This window comes from Nocardioides massiliensis, from assembly GCF_030811215.1.
GTDB classification, from domain to species: domain Bacteria; phylum Actinomycetota; class Actinomycetes; order Propionibacteriales; family Nocardioidaceae; genus Nocardioides_A; species Nocardioides_A massiliensis.
Window position 1 is genome coordinate 582,969 of the sequence record NZ_JAUSQM010000001.1, and the last position, 20,057, is coordinate 603,025.

Consider the following 20,057-nt stretch of genomic DNA (forward strand, 5'->3'; position numbering starts at 1 on the left):
CGCGGCGGTGAGCTGAGGGCGAGAAGGGGTCGAGGCCTTCCAAGATCGGGAGCGACCAAGCTGCCCAACCGGAAGGCCTCGACGGTGTCCGAGCCTACGGCGTGTTCCCGCGCGCGTTCATGTCCTGATCCCTCCTACTGCCAGCGCTGTGATCTGCTCGTCGGGCTCGAGGGCTTCCACGTCCTCGAGGTCGCCGAGCGCGGTGAGCGGCTGCGTGTCGTGGTGGAGTCCGCACCCTCGCCGATGGGCTGCCGGGTCTGCGGAGTCATCACCCACAGCCGCGGTCGCCGCGACGTGGTCCTGGTCGACGTGCCCTGCTTCGGCCGCCCGGTCCAGCTGATCTGGCGCAAGCGCACCTGGCGCTGCGCCGAGCCCACCTGCGAGGTCGGGGGGTTCACCGAGCAGCACGCACAGCTCGCCGCTCCGCGTGCGCTGCTGACCACGCGGGCGTGTTGATGGGCCATCGCCCAGCTGCGTCGTGAGCACGCGTCCGTGGCCGGTCTGGCTCGCCAGCTCGGCACGACGTGGCGCACCGTGTGGCGCTCGATCAAGCCGCTGCTCGAACAGATGGCCGCCGATGAGGATCGCTTCGCCGACGTCGCCACCCTCGGGGTCGATGAGCACATCTGGCACCACGTCTCCACCAAGCCCATCACCGACGGCGGCCGGGGACCGAAAGAGCTGACCGGGATGGTCGATCTGACCCGTGACCAGCAAGGACGCGTCCGCGCCAGGCTGCTGGACCTGGTCCCGGGCCGGTCGGGGAAGGCCTACGCCGACTGGCTCGACGAACGTGGCGAGGGCTTCCGGGCGGGCGTGAAGGTCGCCGCCTTGGACCCGTTCCAGGGCTACAAGACGGCGATCGACGACAAGCTCCAAGACGCCGTCGCGGTCCTCGACGCCTTCCACATCGTCAAGCTCGGCACCAACGCGGTCGATGAGTGCCGGCGCCGGGTCCAGCAAGAGACCCTGGGCCACCGTGGTCGCAAGGGCGACCCGCTCTACGGCATCTCGAAGCTTCTTCGCGCCGGGGCCGAGAAGCTCACCGACAAGCAGTGGACCCGCTTCGAGAACGCGATCGCCGCCAACGAGGCCCACCTGCAGGTCTACCTCGCCTGGTCCTGCGCCCAACAGTTGCGCTCGGCCTACCGCCACCGCGACACCGCCGAGGGCAAGAAGATCGCCACCAAGATCATCGAGACGTTCCCGACCTGCCCCGTCCCGGAGATCGCCCGGCTGGGCCGCACCCTGAAGCGCTGGCGCACCGCGTTCCTGGCCTACTTCGACACTGGCCGCTCGAACAACGGCGGCACCGAAGCGGTCAACGGACTGATCGAGCTGCACCGCCGCGTCGCCCGCGGGTTCCGCAACCGCGACAACTACCGACTACGCATGCTGCTCATCGGCGGCGGACTCACCAGCCCCCACCTCAAGTAAGAAGAGCCGCTAAACCGGCTATCCGCAGTTGAACGTGGTGGCCTGCTGAATCAAGGTGCGGCGTCGGCGGGTTCGCCGAGCGCTGCGTAGCAGGATACGGCTCTGGTAGTGCGCTGGATTGCGGTAGCCGCGTCCGGTGCGCTTGATCTGCTTGATCGAGGTGTTCGCGGCTTCGGTGCGGGCGTTGGTGACGCGGATGACGATGAAGGTCTCGATCTCGTCCCACCAGGCGCTGACGGTCTCCCACAGCCGCCAGGTCTCGTCCATGTCCGCGCCGAGCACGGCCAGCCCGAGCATCCCGCGGGCGTGATCGGCTGCGTCGAGGTCGGTGCACGCCAGCAGCAGCCGCAGGCGTTCCTTCACGGCCCAGGCTGCGCCGATCTCGTCGGTGGGATCATCGACGCGCAGCACCTGCTCGAGGCGATGTGAATCCAAGATCCAGGAATGGATGCGGCAGGTGGGGCTGTGAACACCACTCCCCTTCGCTACTTGGTCGCGCTGAACGAATCCGTCCTGCCGGAAAGTACCGACCCTGATTTCAAGTTTCGATACATCGACATCTCTCAAGTGACCGCAACCGGCGAGGTCGTGATCCCAGAAGCCCTTATCAGGTTCAGCGAGGCACCGAGTCGCGCTCGCAGAATCGCAAAGCCAGGCGACACGGTGGTCTCGACTGTTCGGACATACCTCCGCGCGATCGCGGAGGTACCACACGCCGCTGACCCCTTGGTCTTCAGCACGGGCTTCGCCGTGTTGGCGCCGGGAAAGGTTGACGGCCGATTTTTGGCATACGCCTGTCGGGCGGAACCCTTTGTTGGCGAGGTAGTTTCTCGGAGTGTCGGCGTTAGCTACCCCGCAATCAACGCGAGCGACCTATTGAGCATCTCGATTGTGGCACCCGAGCGGAGCACGCAGCGGCGCATCGCAGACTTCCTGGATGACCGCGTCGCGCGGATCGACCAAATCATCGAGGAACGTCGCAAACAGGTCGTGCTCGGCGAGGAGTTGTTTCGCTCTTTGCTGCAGGCGACAGTCTGGGTTACGGAGTCGACCATGCCCCTCAAGCATCTCTTGACGTCAGTCACGAGCGGGCCACGGGGCTGGGGGAGCCTAGTTGCCGAGGCGGGTACCCCGTTGGTCCGCATCGGCAATCTTTCTCCGCTCGGCATCGAACTGCGTCGACGGAACCTTGCCCAGGTCGCGGTGCCCAACAACGCCGAAGCCGAGCGTGCGACTCTTTTGCCGGTGACGTATTGCTCAGCATCACCGCCGCCTTCGGTGAGGAGGCTGTCTGGCGAGCTGGTGAAGGGACATTCTCACAGCACGTGGCACGTTTGCGCCCTCAAGACCCAGCGGACGCGGACTGGGTCGCCTGGACATTGCAGACGGCGCATGCCCACGACCAATACCTGCTGCACGCCTACGGCGGGACCAAGATCGGGATGGGACTCGACCAGGTTAAAAACCTCAATGTGCCTGCCGTCGACCGCCGCATGCGCCACGAGATCTCAACAAAGCTTATTGCCGAGTGGGATCGGCATTCGTCCGCAGTCGATGCGTTGCGGCACTCCATCGATCTCCTCGCCGAGTACAAGACTTCCCTCATCACCGCGGCGGTGACGGGCGACCTGGACGTGACGACTGCAGGCAGCGGGATCCCAGGGTGACTTTATGACCAACACCAACGAGGCGGCGTTCGAGTCCAACGTCGAGGCGCACCTGCTCGGCCACGGCTGGCACCAAGTCGCACCCACGACCTACGACCGCAAATCGGGTCTGTTCGGGAACGAGGTGATCGCGTTCGTCGAGGCGAGCCAACCGAAGGCATGGCAACAGCTCGTCACCCGCCACGGCGGAGAGGGCCAAGCACGGGAGAAGTTTCTGAAGGTCGTCGCGGACGCGCTGGACCATCGAGGCACCATCAGTGTGCTGCGGGGAACGGTGAAGGACTCCGGCGTCACTGTTCGGATGTGCTGGTTCAAGCCGGCCAACAACCTGACGCCTGAGCTGGCGGAGCGCTACGAGGCGAACCGACTTGGCGTCGTACGCCAGTTGCACCATTCCGAGTCCAACCCACAGGACTCCCTCGACCTCGCCCTGGTCGTCAACGGCATTCCGGTCGCGAGCGCGGAGCTGAAGAATCCGCTGACCCACCAGACCATCGAGCACGCGATGGAGCAGTACCGCAACGACCGCAACCCGCACGACACGATCTTCAGCCGCAGGATGCTTGTCCACTTCGCGGTCGACCCGCATCGCGTCGCGATGACGACACGCCTCGCTGCCGCGGATACGGTGTTCTTGCCGTTCAACCAGGGTGCTGCCGGGCCTGGCCGCCCGGGCGCAGCAGGGAACCCGCCGGTGCCGACCAATGGGCAGCGCTACCAGACGTCGTACCTCTGGGAGGACGTCTGGCAGGGCGACGCCTGGCTGGACCTTATCGCCAACTTCGTCCACGCCGAGGACGGTCGCATCCTGTTCCCGCGGTTCCACCAGTGGCATGCAGTGCGTTCGATCCTAGCGGCGACATACGCCGACGGCCCGGGCGTCGACCGGCTGATCCAGCACTCGGCCGGCTCGGGGAAGTCCAACACGATCGCGTGGAGCGCCCACTCGCTGTCGCGCCTGCATGGCGCCGATGACCAGCCGATCTTCGACAAGGTCGTGGTGATCACGGACCGGCGCGTGTTGGACCGGCAGTTGCAGGACACTGTCGCCGGCCTGGACCACACGCCGGGCACGATCGTGCGGGTTGACCAGCACTCCAGTCAGTTGAAGGAAGCGCTGGAGGGCAACGCCGCACGGATCATCATCACGACCCTCCAGAAGTTCCCCGTGGTCGCGCAGGTCGCCGCGGAAGAAGCGGCAGCGGGCGAAGGGAAGGACGTCGTCGGACGCCGGTTCGCGGTAATCGTCGACGAGGCCCACTCGTCAACCACCGGTGACGCCGTGAAGAAGTTGAAGAAGGTGCTCGGCTCACTCGACGAGGCGGAGGCGTCCGAGGCCGAAGCAGAGGCAGCGGACGAAGCAAACGACCTGCTCGTTGAGAGCGCCCGCCAGCGCGGGCGCCAGAAGAACCTGTCGTTCTTCGCGTTCACCGCCACCCCGAAGCCGAAGACGCTAGAGACGTTCGGTCAACTCGATGAGACCGGGCAGAAGCGGCCGTTTCACACCTACTCGATGCGTCAAGCCATCGACGAGGAATTCATCCTCGACGTGCTGGCGAACTACACGACGTACTCGACCTACTACAAGCTCGCCAACGCCGAGCCGCGCCACGACCCGGAGATGGATGCCTCGAAGGCGAAAGCCGCGCTGGCCCGCTTCGTCTCGCTGCACCCCTATCAGCTCGAGCAGAAGGCGGAGGTGATCGTCGAGAACTTCCGTCAAAAGACCGCCGGGAAGATCGACGGCGCCGCCCAGGCGATGGTCGTAACCCGGTCGCGGCTGCACGCCGTACGGACCAAGCAGGCGATCGATGCCTACATCAAGCGCAAGGGCTATGAGGACATCCGCGCGCTGGTGGCATTCTCCGGCACCGTGACCGATCCGGATGCTCCCGAGATCGCCTACACCGAACCCATGATGAACGGGTTCCCCGAGTCGCAGCTGCCAAAGCGGTTCCGCGAGGACGACTATCAGGTGCTCGTGGTGGCGGAGAAGTACCAGACCGGCTTCGACGAGCCGTTGTTGCACACGATGTACGTCGACAAGAAGCTTGCCGGTGTGAAGGCAGTGCAGACGCTGTCGCGGCTCAACCGGACGCACCCGGGCAAGCAGGACACGTTCGTGCTCGACTTCGCCAACACGGCTGAGGAGATCCAGCAGGCCTTCGAGCCGTTCTACGAGGAGTCGTTCGCCGCGCCGACGGACCCGAACGTGCTCTACGCGATGGAGCACGATCTCCGCACCGCCGGGGTCCTGTCACAACCGGAGATGTCTGCCGCAGTCTCAGCACTGTTGTCGGATGACCCTGCGCAGCAGTCGGTCATCTACGCCAACGTCGGTCCGGCGGTCGGCCGCTTCACCGTGTTCGACGAGGATGCCGCCGAGGAGTTCCGCGGCAAGCTGAACCACTTCGTGCGTGCGTATGCCTTCGTCGCGCAGGTCATGCCGTGGCCCGATCCTGACCTGGAAGAGCTGTTCCTCTACGGCAAGCTGCTGCTCGCCGACCTCCCCACCGGCGACGCTGACCCGATGCCGCAGCTGAGCAAGTCCGTGCAACTCACTCATTTGCGGATGGCGGTGACGTCCGAGGAAGCGATCAAGCTGAGCGCGGCAGACGAGCCTGGCGTTGCGCTGCCCGGTGAAGGAAGAGGGAAGCAGGCCGAGCCTGTCCTCGACAAGCTGTCCGCGCTCATCGCCTCGATGAACGACAAGTACGGCGCCGACCTCGGTGAGGCCGACAAGGTCTGGGTCGATCAGCAGTGGACGGTCGTTATGGAGGACGAGGACATGAAGACGGTCGCGCTCCACAACGACCGGTCTCAGTACGAGCTGGTGCTCGCCGAGAAGATCGACAAGTTCGTCCTCGACCGCCAAGGCAAGAACGACCATCTCTTCGACATGTTCTTCTCGCACCCAGACTTCAGACTGATGCTCGTTAACTACCTCGCTGGGACGTACGACGCGCTGCGCGACCGAGCGATCTGAGTACTGCAGGTCCTTGCAGTTCGCCGCCCACATCCTGGGCCTACCGACACGTCGGCATTGGCTGCGTCATTCCGCCCAGAATGACCTGAGTTCGGAAAGCGCCGCACATCAACGTGACCCGAGGCACCGACGGCGCCTACGGATCTGTTCTGCTCCTCGTACTCAGATGACGATTACATCTTGACGGCTCTTCGCGACGCAGACGCCGTTTCTAACGATCATGGCTTCGACGTAGTGGTGCCCGATGTAGGAAGTCCGCTCGGTCCACATCCGTGAGCCATCGTCCCTGTGAATGTCACCCCGTAGCGAGTCAGCCTGTTCGGCCTCTGCGCCGTAGTTGCGAATCTTCCAGTAGACGTCGTACGGCTCGGGGATGTTCGATCCTTCGATCTTGAACTTTAGGCTCCGGTGTTTGCCGACGCGGTCCCCTCGCTTCGGCAACGGCCCGTCCCGGAAACCCTTCCTGGGGACCACGTAGCCCACGGTCTTCACGCGGTAGGCCGGGTTAATGACTTCCGGGATGTTGAAATCCCTGTCCAAGAAGCGCTCCGAGGCCGGAGTAAGCGCCTTCGAGATGGCGGCCGTGAGGCTCGCCGATTCAGTGACTGTGCCGAAGTCGGGCCCGAACAGGTCGCGCCAGATCTCTACTGCTTTGCTGTAGTCCGTCTCTTCACATGCATCGATAATCGCCCCCGCGTAGGACGTAAACCGAGTCCGGAAGGTGCGGTAGTTGTGGTCCTCCCAACGGTCGGTGAGGTCTCGTCCGGTACCGGGGTCCTTGATGCACGGCGCACTGGTCGGGTAGTTCGCGATGTGGGCCGCAAACTCCTCCGACAGAGTCCGCAGCGTGTTCGCAACGTTCTTGTAGGCGCCCGGGTCGACGATCTTGGCTGTCTCGCTGACGTGATGAGCGAGCGCAGCGGTCAGGGTGACGGACGGGATCGTGTAGCGGCGCTTGTGGTCGCGCAGGTACTTGAGAAGCCGCACGGCCTTGACGAGGTTGCCGTTGGTTATGCGGTTCTTCTCCTCGAACCACTCCGTGAAGTCGTCTGGGGCAGCGAGTTCATACTCATCAGTGTTTCTGTTCGTCACGTAGGTGGAGCCGTACCGGGTGACGAAAGGAACGACGTCGATGTGGAAGTCTCCCGCGTAGTCGATGGTAACGCAGCGCTTCTTTCGCGAGCGCATCGTCTTGTACGTCATGCTGCGCCCGAAGACCTCGTACAGCTTCTGCACGTAGTCCTTCGCGACCCAGCCGGGGACCTCGTCCATCGGGACCAGGACGTCTGCGTCGAAGTCCTTGTTTCCGACTGGCTTGATGATGGTCCCGTGACCGAAGGAGCCCTGCGGGATCAGCTCGGTTACGTACTCGCCAAAGACCTCGTCGCTCGTCAGGCAGTTCTCAATGGCGGTCACGCGCTGAGAGAGCAGGTTCAACCTGGTCTGGTTTAAATTGACCTTGTCTGTCAGAAATGCATTGAAGTCACTGGACTGACTCAATTTCTGACCCCCCGAGGAAGTTCACGTAACTCGGTAACCACGCGTTGCACGATGTCCTCAGAGGGACACGTCAAATCGTCCACACTGCCGTCTCCGCTATCCGGGTCGTCTGGTTAGCTACGCCGTCTGTAGCTCCCAAGCGTCGAACCTGGTCCTCGGTAGCCCACAGGATTCGAGCATCGGAACGCGTCTTCAACTGGCGCAACTGGACAAGCTGATCCGGCGTTGGAATGAGTTCCAAGACGTCAGCTATCAACAACTCCTGGCTCTTGGCCCACGGGCTGTACCTCAACGGATGATAGATACGTTCGACCCGGTCGTACTTGATGTATGGGAATACCTCGCGGGGCAGGATGCCAGGAGCGATCAGTTCCTCATAGAACTCGCGCCATCCGTCGGTCTCTCGGCCCTGCTCTTCCTCGAACCAACGGACGAATGACAGGAGGTTCCTACCCGGCACGCGAACCCGCAGGTCGCCCTCGCTGACCTCGTCTGGGACCAGCAGGTTGTCGTCGAGGATCTTCATGTCGTTGCGTCGGCCCGATGACGATGAGTGGGTTTTGTAAACGCCTCCGACCGGTTGGCACTGGTCGAACCGCTGCCCCTTCATAAGTAGGTAATCGCCATCAACTCGAATTCGATAGAGGTAAGACGCCGAGATTCGGACACGGCTTCGCCAAGTTCGGATGGAGTACCAGACGATCCTGAGAAAACGCGAATGGACGAGGACCGCGTCCAGAAGCGGTATGGCGAAGCCGATCGCGAAACCGCTGGCGACGGCGAAGGCTCCGCCATCTGGATCCGACCTCAGCATCGCAACGGTGGAAACCAGGAGGCCGAGGAAGTAGACGAACAAGCGAGTCACGTCAAACTCCTCAGACGGTCCGTGATGAGTGGTATCGGCGCGAAACTACGCCACTCACGATGCAGAACTGGCCGGAATGCGCGAACTCCGACCAAGAGCCTACGCGTCCTGGCGTCTTTCCTTCCGCCGTTGTGCCGGCGCGTGATTTGCACTCCAACAAGACTCACTACGCCCGCCCGCGCTCTCGCATGGGGCGTAGGAAGGCTTGCGCGAGCCCGACCCACTCGTCCGGGGTAGCGCCTTTCACCCAGATGTCCAGGTACTCGCGAGGAGTCAACCCGTGCGGCCGCTCGGTCAACACTCGATTCCAGCCGTCCTCGAATGGCGAGGTTCGCTTGAGTTGCCACAACATCTCGCGCGGCTCCGATGACGTTCGGTAGCCGCCAACCTCGAACTTGGGGAAGTCACTCGGCGACCGAGAGGCCGGCGCCCACCGGTCCCAGGCCTGCATGAACGGCAATTCCCAATCGAGGTTGCTCCATCGCACCGGCCCTCGGAAACCGCATTCGACGAGCGCCGCCATGAGTCCTTCGGCGGTGTTCCTCAGCCGCTGTTGCTTGTTCATTGCACTCGGCACGGTGTGACCCTCTCCTTCTTGCCGCACCACTCGCGGCTGGAACCGGCACCATACTGGTGGGCGCCGACACTCCTTATAGATCCGCTTCAACGTCGACACCCTCCAGGACATCCTGGGCAGGACAGGACGACGAACCCTTTGTAGGGACTCAGGGAGCGCGTCACTCCGCCGCGAAGGGGACGCCGCCGAGCCCTCGCAGCGGATCGCCGATAAGGTCCCCATGCCATCACCGACGCCGGGATCCGCATAACGGGTCAGTTGCAGTTCCAGTTGCAGTTCGGCGCCGTCCGCAGTCGTTCGAAATCGCCCGCGAGGTCAGCCGTGAGCGTGAACCGGACGCCGACGGATGCCTGCGAGAGTCCAGGACGGCACCTGAAAAGTGGAAGGTCGGCGGTTCGACCCCGCCCCTGCCCACGAGCAATAGCGAAGGCCCCGTCGTTCTCGACGGGGCCTTCGTGGCGATCAGGCACAGGTCAGGAACCCGCAGGCACGTCCCCGCGCCACGCGCCGGACTCGTTGCCACGACTCTCGATCAGCTCCTTGAACCGCTCGAGGTCCTTGGTGACCTGACGGCCGTCGACGTTGATGGCCGAGCCCACCTTCTCGGCGATGCCGGAGGGCTCCCAGTCGATCTGCACCATCACGCGCGTCTTCGCGTCGTCGAGCCGGTGGAAGGTGACCACGCCGGCGTGCTTGGCCTCACCGTTCACGCTGTGCCATGCGATCCGCTCGTCGGGGTGCTGCTCGGAGATCTCGGCATCGAACTCCCGCTCGACGCCGGCGATGTCGGTCACCCAGTGCAGACGCGTGTCGTCGACCTGGGTGATCGACTCGACGCCGGACATGAACTGCGGGAACGACTCGAACTGCGTCCACTGGTTGTAGGCGGTGGACACGGGCACGTCCACGTCGATGGACTTCTGGATCTGAGCCATGGATCTCACTCCTTAGATTCGCTGACGCTCCCGACGTACCCACCCCGGCACCGAACATCCGGCCCGCAAGGGGCGGGCTAGAATCCGCAGCGCGGGAGCTGGAGCCCACGGTTCACCGCCTTCAGGAGAAGAGGGTGGAGTGACTGTTCGGCACGGCGGGTCCCCCGACGAGGAGCGTGAGCTCCCCATGCCTCTGCTCGAGGCCGAGGCGCGTGAGCTGGCCTGGCGCCTGGCCACCGACGCCGCGGGCGTAGGCGCCTTCGACTGGGACCTCGTCTCCGGCGAGCTGCACTGGGACGCCCGCCTGCACCGCCTGTTCGGTCTCGACGAGGGCACCTTCGGGGGCTCGATCGAGGCGTTCGAGGAGTCGGTGCATCCAGAGGACCGCGCCCGCGTGGCAGCGGCTCTGGACGCGGTGGTCGCCGAGTGTGGCGAGCTCGCCATCGAGTACCGCATCCTCCGCCCCGACGGCAGCACCCGCTGGATCACCGCACGAGGCCGTGCCGTCCCGAGCGAGGACGGCCTCGCCGTACGCCTGCTGGGCGCGGCGTACGACACCACCGCGGAGCAGGACGGCGAGGCCCGCGTCGCGCGCGTCCTGGAGTCGATGCCGACGGCGTTCTTCGGGCTCGACCCCCAGTGGCGCTTCACCTACCTCAACGAGCAGGGGGAGCGCCTGCTCGGGAGGTCGCGGGACGAGCTGGTCGGCGCGGTCATCTGGGACGAGTTCCCTGCGTCCACGGGCAGCGACTTCGAGCGTTACTACCGGCTGTGCGCCGAGTCGGGCGAGCCGGTCGCCTTCGACGCCTACTACCCGGCACCGCTCGACGCGTGGTTCGAGGTCCGCGCCTGGCCCAATCCGGACGGGATCGCCGTCTACTTCGTGGAGGTGACCGAGCGCCACCGCGCCCAGGAGCAGGTCGCTCTCGCCGCCCGCCGCAACGCCTTGATGGTGGAGCTGTCGGAGCGGTTGACCGACACCCTCGAGATGGGCGAGGCGATGGCGGCCGTGGGGTCGATCGTCGTCCCGGCGCTCGGTGACTGGTGTGTCGCCACCCTCGTGCACGACCCCGGCCACGAGGGCAGACTTCCTGCCCTGCGCGACGTGGGCGCGTGGCACGCCGTCGACGACCGGCGGGACCTGGTGGCACGGTTCGCCGAGATCCGTCTCGACCAGCTCGCCGACACCTCCTTCCTGCCGGCGGTGCTCGCCGCCCACCAGCCGTTGATCACCGACCGGGCGACGGAGGTGCTGAGCGAGCTCTTCACCGACGAGGCCAGGTCGATCGTCGGTCAGCTCCGTCCCGAGCACGCCGTGGTCATCCCTCTGTGGGGACGTGACCGGGTGGTCGGTCTGCTGACCATCTTCCGTGACACGGACCGCGGAGCGTTCGGCGAGGACGAGGTGGAGACCCTCCTCGAGCTCGCACAGCGCGCCGGGCTCGCGCTCGACAACACGCGGCTCTTCGCCGAGCAGCGCGAGCTCGCCGCGGGCCTCCAGCGCAGCATGCTCACCGCTCCCCCGCAACCGGACCACCTCGAGATCGCGGTCCGCTACGAGGCGGCTGCTGAGACCGCCCAGGTCGGTGGGGACTGGCACGACGCCTTCATGCAGGCCGAGGGCGCGACCGTCCTGGTGATCGGGGACGTGGTCGGTCACGACACTGCGGCCGCGGCCGCCATGGGCCAGGTGCGCAGCATGCTGCGCGGGATCGCCGTGCACAGCGGACTCGGACCCGCCGCGCTGCTCCAAGGCGTCGACCGGGCGTTGGAGACCCTGCAGGTCGAGACGACCGCCACCGCTGTCGTCGCGCGGATCGAGCAGACGCCCGACGAGCTCGCCGCGGGCGTCACCCGCCTGCGCTGGTCCAACGCCGGCCACCCGCCGCCCGCCCTGCTGGCCCCTGACGGGACCGTGCGGCTGCTCGGCGCCGCCGCCGAGCCCGACCTGCTCCTCGGCATCGGCCCGCAGGTCGAGCGCACCGAGCACGAGGTCGTCGTGGAGCGCGACAGCACGGTGCTGCTGTTCACCGACGGCCTGGTCGAGCGCCGCGGCGAGCCCATCGACCACGGCCTCACGCGGTTGCAGCGCGAGCTCACCCGCCTGGCCAACGAGGACCTGCCCCTCGACGAGCTCTGCGACCGGCTGCTGAGCCGCATGGTGCCGAGCCTGCGCGAGGACGACGTCGCGCTCGTCGCCGTACGCCTGCACCCCCAGGACCAGCCCCGCCCTGCCGATGCGGCGCCGGGCCGCGTCCCCGACGCCGTCGACCCCTACGCGCCGTACGCCCGCGGCCGCATCCTGCGCGCCCGGTTCGCCGCCGAGCCTGCCAGCGTGCCCGCCGTACGCCGCTTCGTGCGCGACGCCCTCAAGGCGCGCGGCAGCTCGCTGATCGACGACGCCGAGCTCTGCGCGGCGGAGCTGGCCACCAACGCCGCTCTGCACAGCGGCGGCACGTTCATGGAGCTCTCGGTCCGGCTCGACGCGGACGCCGTGACGATCACGCTCGCCGACGAGGGCGATGTGCCCCCGGAGGCCGTGGCGCCGCGCCTGCCGTACGACGCCGGCGAGGCCGACGACGAGACCACGACGACCGGACGGGGACTGGGGATCGTCGCGGTGCTCGCCGAGTGGGGCGTCGAGCGGACGCCCAGCGGCAAGCGGGTGTGGGCCCGGCTCGAGGAGGGCGCGGCTGAGCGGGCGATCCGGCTGCCGGACTCACCGGCGGGCCCCGTGCAGGGATCGGCCGCGCCGGCCGGCGACCTCCCCGAGGGCTGGGGCACGGTGCGCCTGCTGGGATGTCCGGTCGCGCTCGCGATGCGCGCCGATGAGCACCTCGATGCGCTGGTGCGTGAGCTGCAGCTGCTGGCGACCGACCGGCGCAACGCGCGCTCGCGCGCCATCGTCGACCAGCTACAGGCACTGCTCACCGGCTCCGCGCACGCGCGCGGCGTCGGGCGGCTGACGGCACAAGCCGCGGCAGCGGACGGGGCGGACATGATCGACGTCGACCTCGTCCTTCCGACCGAGGTGGTCGACGGCCTCGGCGCGATCGGCGAGGCCGTGCGAGCAGCCGACGACCTGTGCCGGGAGGAGCGTCTGCTGACGACGCCCACGACCCCGCAGGTGGCTGGGTTGCGCTCGTGGATCGCCGGCGAGATCCGGCATCAGCTGCGCGACGGCAAGGCGCCCGAGTCGTGGGATGCCTGGCGCGGACGCACCCAGCTCCCCGGGGACTGAACGACCGGGCCCGTCACACCGGCTGCAGCGGGAGCTGCTCCCCCTCCGGCAGCCGCACTGTGATCGGGGTGCCCGGGACGACCTCGCCACCTCGTTCGACCACGGCCATCACCCCCGCACGCCGCACGACGCGCCGGTCGTTGCCGCGCACGGGCTCAGCAGTCGGCTCCCCGTCGACGGTGAACAGCACGGCCTTCATCAATCCCTCGCGGAACCGGTTGATCTGCACGCACGGGTTGCGCAGACCCGTGACCCGCACGACCGCGCCCCCCAGCTCGAGCCGGGTGTCGCGCGGCAGCGCGTGCAGGTCGAGCCCGGCGGTCAGGACGTTCTCGCCGAGGTCGCCGGGGCCCAGCTCGTAGCCCAGCTCGCGGGTCACCTCGAACAACTCCGACGGCAGCAGGTGCACCTGGCGCAGGTTCGGCATGTCGGGCGTCCACCGCTTGCGGGAGCGGTGCTGCACCGTCGCGCCGGCGTGCGCGTCGCCGACGACGCCGAAGTCCTCGACGAGCGTGATCGCCTCACGCGGCACCTTGCTGAACCGGTGCCTCTCGTCCCGGCTGACGGCGACGACACAGGGAGCGGGCATAGCGCCGTCAGGTGTCAGTCGCGGTTCTTGTGCCGCGGCTTCTTCCCACCCGCAGGCCCATCGGAGCGCGGCGCACGGCGCACCGGACCACTGTCGTCGGTCTGCAGCTCGATGAGCTTGCCCGAGATCCGCGTGCTCGACAGCGCCTTCCACACGTGGTTGGGCAGGTCCGCCGGCAGCTCGACCAGCGAGTAGTCCGGGCCGATCGAGATGTGGCCGAAGTCGTTGCGCCCCAGGCCGCCCTCGTTGGCGATCGCGCCCACGATCTGGCGCGGCTCGACCTTGTGGCGCTTGCCGACGTTGATCCGGTACGTCGCCATCGGGACCGACGGCCCCCGGCGACGATCGTCACCGCGGTCGCGACGCGGGCCGTCCGACCGGGGACCCCGGTCCGGGCGGTTGCCGCGGTCGGGGCGCTCCCCGCGCTCACGCGGAGGCGCCGGCGGCTCGGGCTCGAGCAGCAGCGGCTTGTCGCCCTGCAGCACCACCGCGAGAGCGGCGGCGACGTCGAGCTCGGGGACGTCGTGCTCCTTGAGGTAGTGCGTGACCACGTCGCGGAAGAAGCTGAACTGCTCCGACGACAGCGCTGCGGTGATCTGGTCGTCGAAGCGCGCCAGCCGCGTGCTGTTGACGTCGTCGACGGTCGGCAGCTGCATCTGCGTCAGCGGCTGACGGGTCGCCTTCTCGATGTGCTTGAGGAGATAGCGCTCGCGCGGGGTGATGAACGAGATCGCGTCACCGGTACGCCCGGCGCGGCCGGTGCGGCCGATGCGGTGGACGTAGGACTCGGTGTCGGTCGGGATGTCGTAGTTGACGACGTGGCTGATCCGGTCGACGTCGAGCCCACGGGCCGCCACGTCGGTGGCGACGAGGATGTCGAGCTTGCCCGCCTTCAGCTGGTTGACCGTGCGCTCACGCTGCACCTGCGCGACGTCACCGCTGATCGCCGCGGCGGAGTAGCCCCGCGCCCGCAGCTTCTCGGCGAGTGTCTCGGTCTCGTTCTTGGTGCGGACGAAGACGATCATCGCCTCGAAGTTCTCGACCTCGAGGATCCGGGTCAGCGCGTCGACCTTCTGCGGGTACGACACCGTCAGGTAGCGCTGCGTGATCGCCGACGAGGACTTGCTGGTGGCCTTGACGGTGATCTCGGCCGGGTCGGTGAGGTACTTCTTCGACAGCCGACGGATCTGCGCCGGCATCGTCGCGGAGAAGAGCGCGACCTGCTTGTCGTCCGGGGTGTCGGCGAGGATCGTCTCCACGTCCTCGGCGAAGCCCATGTTGAGCATCTCGTCGGCCTCGTCGAGCACGAGGAAGCGCAGCTCCGACAGGTCGAGCGTGCCCTTCTCGAGGTGGTCCATGACCCGCCCCGGCGTGCCGACCACGACGTGGACGCCACGCGCGAGCGCGCTCAGCTGCACGCCGTACCCCTGGCCGCCATAGACGGGCAGGACGCGGACGCCCTTCACGTGGGCGGAGTAGCGCTCGAACGCCTCGCACACCTGCAGGGCGAGCTCGCGCGTCGGCGCGAGCACCAGCGCCTGCGGCGTCTTCTGGCGTACGTCGAGGCGGCTGAGAATCGGCAGGGCGAACGCGGCCGTCTTGCCGGTGCCGGTCTGGGCCAGGCCGACGACGTCGCGACCCTCCAGCAGCACGGGGATCGTGGCGGCCTGGATGGCCGAGGGGGTCTCGTAGCCGACGTCCGACAGAGACCGCAGGACGGCTTGCTCCAGTCCGAGATCGGAGAAGGTCGGGGTCGGGTCAGGCTCGTTGCTCACACAACGACGGTAGTGGGCGCGAGACGAAGTAGCACATTCCTGCTGGTGCGACGGCGCCCACACCCGGGCGCGAGCGGGAACGCAGGCCCCGGCGGGCCGCGTGACTGCTAGCGTCCCGCGTTCCGGTCGCCGTACCCCAGGAGCCCAGTGATGACCCGTCCCGTCGCCCTCGTCGTGGGAGCCTCCGGTGGCATCGGTGCCGCGATCGCCGAGCAGCTCGCGGACGACCACGACGTCGCGGTCACCTACCGCTCGCGCGAGCCGGCCGCCCTGATCGAGCGCCTGCAGGCCCGCGGAGCCCGCACGTCCGCCCACCGGCTCGACCTCGCGGACCTGGACGCACCGCGCATCGTCGTCGAGGCGGTGGAGCAGGAGTGGGAGCGTCTCGACGTCGTCGTGCACGCGGCCGGACCGCACGTCCCGATGGTGCACCTCTCGCGGGTCGCGCCGGCACAGTTCGCCGAGCAGCTGAATGCCGACGCCGCCGGGTTCTTCGCCGTCGTCCACGCCTGCTTGCCGGCGCTGCGGCGCACGCAGGGCAACATCGTCGCGGTCACCACGGCGGCCACCTCCCGGTTCCCTGTGCGCGACGGGCTGTCGTCGGGGCCGAAGGGCGCGGTCGAGCAGCTCGTCTACGCCTTCGCGGCGGAGGAGGGGCGCTTCGGCGTCCGCGTCAACTGCGTCGGTCCGGGCATGCTCACCGACGGGATGGCCGAGCGGCTGATCAGCTCCGGCGAGCTCGACGAGCGTGCACTGGAGGTGACCCGGCAGAACATCCCGCTACGCCGCTTCGGGACCGCGCAGGACATCGCCGAGGCGGTCTGCTTCCTGGCCTCGCCGAAGGCGAACTTCATCTCCGGGCAGAAGCTCGACGTCGACGGCGGCTACGGCACCTGAGTGCCGCCGCGCCCGTGAGTCCCGGATCAGCAGGTGGCGCGCGAGCGGTAGACGCCGGCGGGGCTCAGCCCCTCGAACCCGCGCACCCGGAACCGGGTGTAGCGCTGCTGCTCGCCGGCCGGACACTCGATGGTGCGCCGCCCGGCCAGCACGATCACGCCGGGGCGCCACTCGGTGCAGCTCGACCAGCACAGCCGCACCTTGCCGCGGGCCTTGACCCGGCGTCCGCCCCAGTTGCGCCACGTCGCCTTGCGGACCTCGTAGCGACTGGTGGTGCTCAGCGGGAAGTTCATCCGGTGCCGCGGACGCTGGAGCTTGCGCCACGCGTCCTGGGACCCGCCCGCCGCGTCCAGCGGGACCGGGTAGATCCACGCGACGCCGCTCGGCGACTCCTCAGCCAGCGACACGTCCTGCGCCACGTCCTGCGCGGACGCCGCGACGCTCGACCCTGACATCGTCACCGCGATGACCGCCGCTGCGGCCGCCGCCCCTCGGAGCACGCGCCCCATCTCCCAGCCCTCCAAGACTCGCCCGGCCCGGTCGGGCCGCACGACATCGTAGGCACTGGAGTGCCCCGGTAGGTGCCGAATCAGCAACCCGGCTGCGTCACACGAGGTTGTCCTCGACCGTCAGCCCGAACCGTCCCTTGCCATACAACGAGAGGGTCCGCTCGACGTCGTTGGCCACGTGGACGCTGCCGGCGTGGGCGTCGCGCCATGCCCGCTCGATCGGGTTGCCGCGGCGCAGGGACGTGGCGCCGGCGATCTTGAAGACGACCTCGACCGCCGACAGCGCACGCTCGGTCGCGCGCACCTGGTCCCGGCGCGTGCGCAGGCGCAGGTCCATCGGGATTTCGGCGCGGTCCCGGGCCAGGTCATACATGGCAGCGATGTTGTGGTCGGTCTGCAGGATCGCGGCGTCCACGTCGGAGGACGCACGGGCGACTGCGACCTGGGCGAACTGGTCCTCGACGAAGTAGCCCCCGCCCAGGCTCAGTCGGTTGCGGTCCCGCATCGCATGCACGAAGGCGTCGAGCCCGCCGGCCACCGAGCCGACGACGGGAGCGGCGACGGCCGAGGTGAAGATCGCGCCGAACGGCAACCGGTAGAGCGGACCCTTGTTGACCCGCTGCCCGGGCACCTTGAGCTGGCCCATCTCGTAGTTGCGCAGCGTGCGGTGCTGCGGGACGAACGCGTCTTCGACGACGACGTCGTTGCTTCCGGTGCCGCGCAGCCCGACGGCGTCCCAGACGTCGACGACCTGGAAGTCCGATGCCGGGACCAAGGTCGTGATGAAGTCCAGCGGGAGCCCCTCGCGCCCGACCACCATGGCGCCGAGCAGCACCCACGCCGCGTGGTCGCAGCCGGACGAGAAGCGCCAGTGCCCGGACAGCCGGTAGCCGCCGTCGACCGGGGTCATCCGACCGACCGGGGCGTACGACGAGGCCAGGATCGTGTCGGGGTCCTCGCCCCAGACGTCCTCCTGGGCGCGCTCGGGGAAGCAGCCGAGGTGCCACGGGTGGACGCCGAGCACCGAGGCGACCCACCCGGTCGAGCCGCAGGCCCCGGCGAGCTCGCGGACCACCTCGTAGAACCGGACCGGGTGGTCCTCGCGACCGCCGTACGCCGTGGGCTGCAGCATGCGCAGGACCCCGGCGTCGACGAGGTCGCGCACGGACTCCTCGCTCAACCGGCGAGCGGCCTCGGTCTCCTCGACCCGCGCAGCGAAGGTGGGGCGCAGATCGCGCACCGCTCCCAGCACCTCGTGGGTCATGGCGGGAGCATGGCACGCCGCCGGGTCACGGCCTCAGGAGTTCCGCTGGGCGGGAGGGGCGAGCTCGAGATCGCGGGCCAAGCGGTCGAGGTGGCGGAGCACGTCGGACTCGTCGGCGTCCGGCAGCGACCAGACCACGTCCTCGATCCCGGCCTCACGCCAGCCGTCGAGCACGTCGAGGGTCGGCGAGTGTGCGCGGATCCCGGGGGTGCCGGGGCGTCCGGCCGCAGCCCACGCCTCCCGCAGCTGCGCGACCCGCGTCGGGAGGTCGTCGTCGAGCGGCGTGCTGACCCACCCGTCGGCGTGCTGCGCGATCCAGGCGAAGGTGCGGGGACCGGCCTGAGCGCCCACGAACACCGCGATCGGTGTGACCGGCTTCGGCCACGCCCAGCAGTCGTCGAAGCGGACGAACTCGCCGTCGTACGACGCCACCTCCTGGGTCCACAGCGCGCGCATCGCCGCGAGGTAGTCGGCCAGCACGGCCCGTCGCCGCCGCGGGTCAACGCCGTGGTCGGCGAGCTCGTCGAGGTTCCAACCGAACCCCGCGCCCAGGCTGACCCGCCCACCGGAGAGGAAGTCGACCGAGGCGATCGTCTTCGCCAGGGTGATGGGGTCCGACTCGACCGGCAGGGCCACCGACGTCGACAGCTCGATCGTCGTCGTCACCTCCGCCGCCGTTGCCAGCGCCACCCACGGGTCCAATGTGCGCCGGTAGCGGTCGTCCGGCAGTGCCGCCCCTCCCGTCGCCGGGTGTGCGGCCTCGCGGCGCGCGGGGATGTGGGTGTGCTCCGGCACGTAGAAGGTGCTGAACCCCCGCTCCTCGGCGGCCACCGCGGCGCGGGCCGGACGGATGCCTCGGTCAGAGGTGAACAGGGAGATGCCGTGGCGCATCACTCAGAGCCAGTCGCCGCCCGCACCGATGGCCATCATGCGGCCGAGGGCGTCGGCGGACCAGGTCTCGGCCGGGGCGGGCTCGGGGCGGGGCGCCTGCACGGGGTCACCCCGCAGGGCCCGGCCGATCTCGGTGGTGGCCTGCACGAGCGGAGGGACGAGCCGCTCCAGCGGCGCGCGCAGGTCGCCGGTCACCGACACGGCCGCGATCGGACCGTCGTGGCCGCGCACCGCGGAGGCGACGCAGGCGATGTCGGGCACGCACTCGCCGCGCTCGAACGCGATGCCGCGGCGCTCGCGCACCCGCCGCAGCTCCTGGTGCAGCACGTCGCGCGAGCCGATGGTGCGCTGGGTGTGTCGCTGCGGCGCCGGTCCGATGTAGAGGTCGACCTCCTCGGCGGGCAGCCAGGCCAGCATCGCCTTGCCGAGCGCGGTGCAGTGCGCCCGCATCCGCTCCCCCACCTTCGACGGCACCGTGCGCGCGAAGCGTCCGCCCAGCTTGTCGAGGTAGCGCACGTGGTCGCCGTCGAGGACGGCGAGGTGGACGACGAGGCCGGTCGTGAGCTGCAGCTCGGACAGCCACGGCGAAGCGGCGCGTCGGACGTCCTCGTGGACCGCGGCGTCGGTGCCGCCGCCCATGCGTGCCCGTCCGCCGAGTGCGTAGCCGGTAGCGGTGTGGTCGAGCCAGGAGAGCTCGACCAGCCGGGTGAGGATCCGGTGCGTCGTCGAGCGCGGCAGCCCGCAGCGGCGTACGACCTCCTCCAGCGGCAGCCGCTGGTGGGTCGAGTCGAACGCATCGAGGATGCGCGTCATCCGGTCGACCATCGACGGCGGCACGCCTGCCGCCTCCTTCTCCACCACGGGCGCGTTCGTCACACCGACCTCCATCTCGGCTGCGCGCACAGGGGCGCTCAGTCGACGGGA

Annotated in this window: 17 protein-coding genes and 1 pseudogene; 7 read left to right on the plus strand and 11 right to left on the minus strand. The window is 68.2% G+C overall.

Annotation, left to right across the window (positions count from 1 at the left end; translation table 11 throughout):
- The first annotated feature begins 84 nt into the window (after nucleotides 1-84).
- Both J2S59_RS03065 and J2S59_RS03070 read left to right on the plus strand, forming a co-directional pair.
- The gene (locus tag J2S59_RS03065; protein ID WP_306824795.1) at nucleotides 85-456 is read left to right on the plus strand and encodes a hypothetical protein; all 372 of its coding nucleotides are present in this window, start codon (nucleotides 85-87) and stop codon (nucleotides 454-456) included.
- 6 nt (nucleotides 457-462) lie between these two features.
- Complete coding sequence (locus J2S59_RS03070) at nucleotides 463-1,437, plus strand: ISL3 family transposase (protein WP_306825451.1); 975 nt, start codon at nucleotides 463-465, stop codon at nucleotides 1,435-1,437.
- Between the two features lie 18 nt (nucleotides 1,438-1,455).
- Here J2S59_RS03070 and J2S59_RS03075 read toward each other — a convergent pair whose 3' ends face one another.
- A complete protein-coding gene (locus J2S59_RS03075; protein ID WP_246360399.1) occupies nucleotides 1,456-2,004 on the minus strand; it encodes a transposase in 549 nt (182 codons plus the stop codon).
- 96 nt (nucleotides 2,005-2,100) lie between these two features.
- Between J2S59_RS03075 and J2S59_RS20305 the strand changes: the two are divergent.
- From J2S59_RS20305 to J2S59_RS03085, 3 genes and pseudogenes are all read left to right on the plus strand, one after another.
- Nucleotides 2,101-2,412, plus strand: a pseudogene (locus tag J2S59_RS20305) (restriction endonuclease subunit S); the annotation flags it as partial.
- A gap of 350 nt (nucleotides 2,413-2,762) precedes the next feature.
- Complete coding sequence (locus J2S59_RS03080; protein WP_306824796.1) at nucleotides 2,763-3,104, plus strand: restriction endonuclease subunit S; 342 nt, start codon at nucleotides 2,763-2,765, stop codon at nucleotides 3,102-3,104.
- A gap of 4 nt (nucleotides 3,105-3,108) precedes the next feature.
- The gene (locus tag J2S59_RS03085) at nucleotides 3,109-6,090 is read left to right on the plus strand and encodes a type I restriction endonuclease subunit R (RefSeq protein WP_306824797.1); all 2,982 of its coding nucleotides are present in this window, start codon (nucleotides 3,109-3,111) and stop codon (nucleotides 6,088-6,090) included.
- Between the two features lie 162 nt (nucleotides 6,091-6,252).
- On the opposite strand, the gene J2S59_RS03090 is transcribed toward J2S59_RS03085, so the two are convergent.
- The 4 genes from J2S59_RS03090 to J2S59_RS03105 form a co-directional block, all read right to left on the minus strand.
- Complete coding sequence (locus J2S59_RS03090) at nucleotides 6,253-7,590, minus strand: SMODS domain-containing nucleotidyltransferase (RefSeq protein WP_181641546.1); 1,338 nt, start codon at nucleotides 7,588-7,590, stop codon at nucleotides 6,253-6,255.
- A 70-nt stretch (nucleotides 7,591-7,660) separates the two neighbouring features.
- The gene (locus tag J2S59_RS03095) at nucleotides 7,661-8,455 is read right to left on the minus strand and encodes an SMODS-associated NUDIX domain-containing protein (RefSeq protein WP_068117397.1); all 795 of its coding nucleotides are present in this window, start codon (nucleotides 8,453-8,455) and stop codon (nucleotides 7,661-7,663) included.
- A 166-nt stretch (nucleotides 8,456-8,621) separates the two neighbouring features.
- Complete coding sequence (locus J2S59_RS03100) at nucleotides 8,622-9,020, minus strand: hypothetical protein (RefSeq protein WP_068117393.1); 399 nt, start codon at nucleotides 9,018-9,020, stop codon at nucleotides 8,622-8,624.
- A gap of 485 nt (nucleotides 9,021-9,505) precedes the next feature.
- The gene (locus J2S59_RS03105) at nucleotides 9,506-9,967 is read right to left on the minus strand and encodes an SRPBCC family protein (RefSeq protein WP_068117391.1); all 462 of its coding nucleotides are present in this window, start codon (nucleotides 9,965-9,967) and stop codon (nucleotides 9,506-9,508) included.
- A 187-nt stretch (nucleotides 9,968-10,154) separates the two neighbouring features.
- On the opposite strand from J2S59_RS03105, the gene J2S59_RS03110 reads away from it, so the two are divergent.
- Nucleotides 10,155-13,208, plus strand: coding sequence for a SpoIIE family protein phosphatase (locus tag J2S59_RS03110; RefSeq protein WP_306824798.1), 3,054 nt, complete (start codon nucleotides 10,155-10,157; stop codon nucleotides 13,206-13,208).
- Nucleotides 13,209-13,221: 13 nt separating this feature from the next.
- Here J2S59_RS03110 and J2S59_RS03115 read toward each other — a convergent pair whose 3' ends face one another.
- The gene (locus tag J2S59_RS03115; protein ID WP_068120853.1) at nucleotides 13,222-13,797 is read right to left on the minus strand and encodes an MOSC domain-containing protein; all 576 of its coding nucleotides are present in this window, start codon (nucleotides 13,795-13,797) and stop codon (nucleotides 13,222-13,224) included.
- Between the two features lie 14 nt (nucleotides 13,798-13,811).
- Nucleotides 13,812-15,572, minus strand: a complete 1,761-nt coding sequence (locus tag J2S59_RS03120; RefSeq protein WP_068120855.1) for a DEAD/DEAH box helicase — start codon at nucleotides 15,570-15,572, stop codon at nucleotides 13,812-13,814.
- Nucleotides 15,573-15,722: 150 nt separating this feature from the next.
- On the opposite strand from J2S59_RS03120, the gene J2S59_RS03125 reads away from it, so the two are divergent.
- A complete protein-coding gene (locus J2S59_RS03125; protein WP_068120858.1) occupies nucleotides 15,723-16,469 on the plus strand; it encodes an SDR family NAD(P)-dependent oxidoreductase in 747 nt (248 codons plus the stop codon).
- Between the two features lie 26 nt (nucleotides 16,470-16,495).
- Here J2S59_RS03125 and J2S59_RS03130 read toward each other — a convergent pair whose 3' ends face one another.
- From J2S59_RS03130 to J2S59_RS03145, 4 genes are read right to left on the minus strand one after another with little or no spacing between them, the layout of a single operon-like run.
- A complete protein-coding gene (locus J2S59_RS03130; RefSeq protein WP_306824799.1) occupies nucleotides 16,496-17,020 on the minus strand; it encodes a hypothetical protein in 525 nt (174 codons plus the stop codon).
- Nucleotides 17,021-17,075: 55 nt separating this feature from the next.
- Entirely contained in the window at nucleotides 17,076-18,242 is a 1,167-nt protein-coding gene (gene hsaA, locus J2S59_RS03135) for a 3-hydroxy-9,10-secoandrosta-1,3,5(10)-triene-9,17-dione monooxygenase oxygenase subunit (protein WP_068122005.1), read from the minus strand.
- A 33-nt stretch (nucleotides 18,243-18,275) separates the two neighbouring features.
- Nucleotides 18,276-19,133, minus strand: coding sequence for an LLM class F420-dependent oxidoreductase (locus J2S59_RS03140; protein WP_068122008.1), 858 nt, complete (start codon nucleotides 19,131-19,133; stop codon nucleotides 18,276-18,278).
- A 3-nt stretch (nucleotides 19,134-19,136) separates the two neighbouring features.
- Nucleotides 19,137-20,009, minus strand: a complete 873-nt coding sequence (locus J2S59_RS03145; RefSeq protein ID WP_306824800.1) for an IclR family transcriptional regulator — start codon at nucleotides 20,007-20,009, stop codon at nucleotides 19,137-19,139.
- Nucleotides 20,010-20,057: the final 48 nt, after the last annotated feature.

What these genes read in the sequence shown, in the direction of transcription:
- J2S59_RS03115 (WP_068120853.1), bottom strand. Translation starts at nt 13,797, where the DNA reads ATGCCCGCTCCCTGTGTCGTCGCCGTCAGCCGGGACGAGAGGCACCGG.
- hsaA (WP_068122005.1), bottom strand. Translation starts at nt 18,242, where the DNA reads ATGACCCACGAGGTGCTGGGAGCGGTGCGCGATCTGCGCCCCACCTTC.
- J2S59_RS03100 (WP_068117393.1), bottom strand. Translation starts at nt 9,020, where the DNA reads ATGAACAAGCAACAGCGGCTGAGGAACACCGCCGAAGGACTCATGGCG.
- J2S59_RS03085 (WP_306824797.1), top strand. Translation starts at nt 3,109, where the DNA reads ATGACCAACACCAACGAGGCGGCGTTCGAGTCCAACGTCGAGGCGCAC.
- J2S59_RS03110 (WP_306824798.1), top strand. Translation starts at nt 10,155, where the DNA reads ATGCCTCTGCTCGAGGCCGAGGCGCGTGAGCTGGCCTGGCGCCTGGCC.
- J2S59_RS03105 (WP_068117391.1), bottom strand. Translation starts at nt 9,967, where the DNA reads ATGGCTCAGATCCAGAAGTCCATCGACGTGGACGTGCCCGTGTCCACC.
- J2S59_RS03140 (WP_068122008.1), bottom strand. Translation starts at nt 19,133, where the DNA reads ATGCGCCACGGCATCTCCCTGTTCACCTCTGACCGAGGCATCCGTCCG.
- J2S59_RS03125 (WP_068120858.1), top strand. Translation starts at nt 15,723, where the DNA reads ATGACCCGTCCCGTCGCCCTCGTCGTGGGAGCCTCCGGTGGCATCGGT.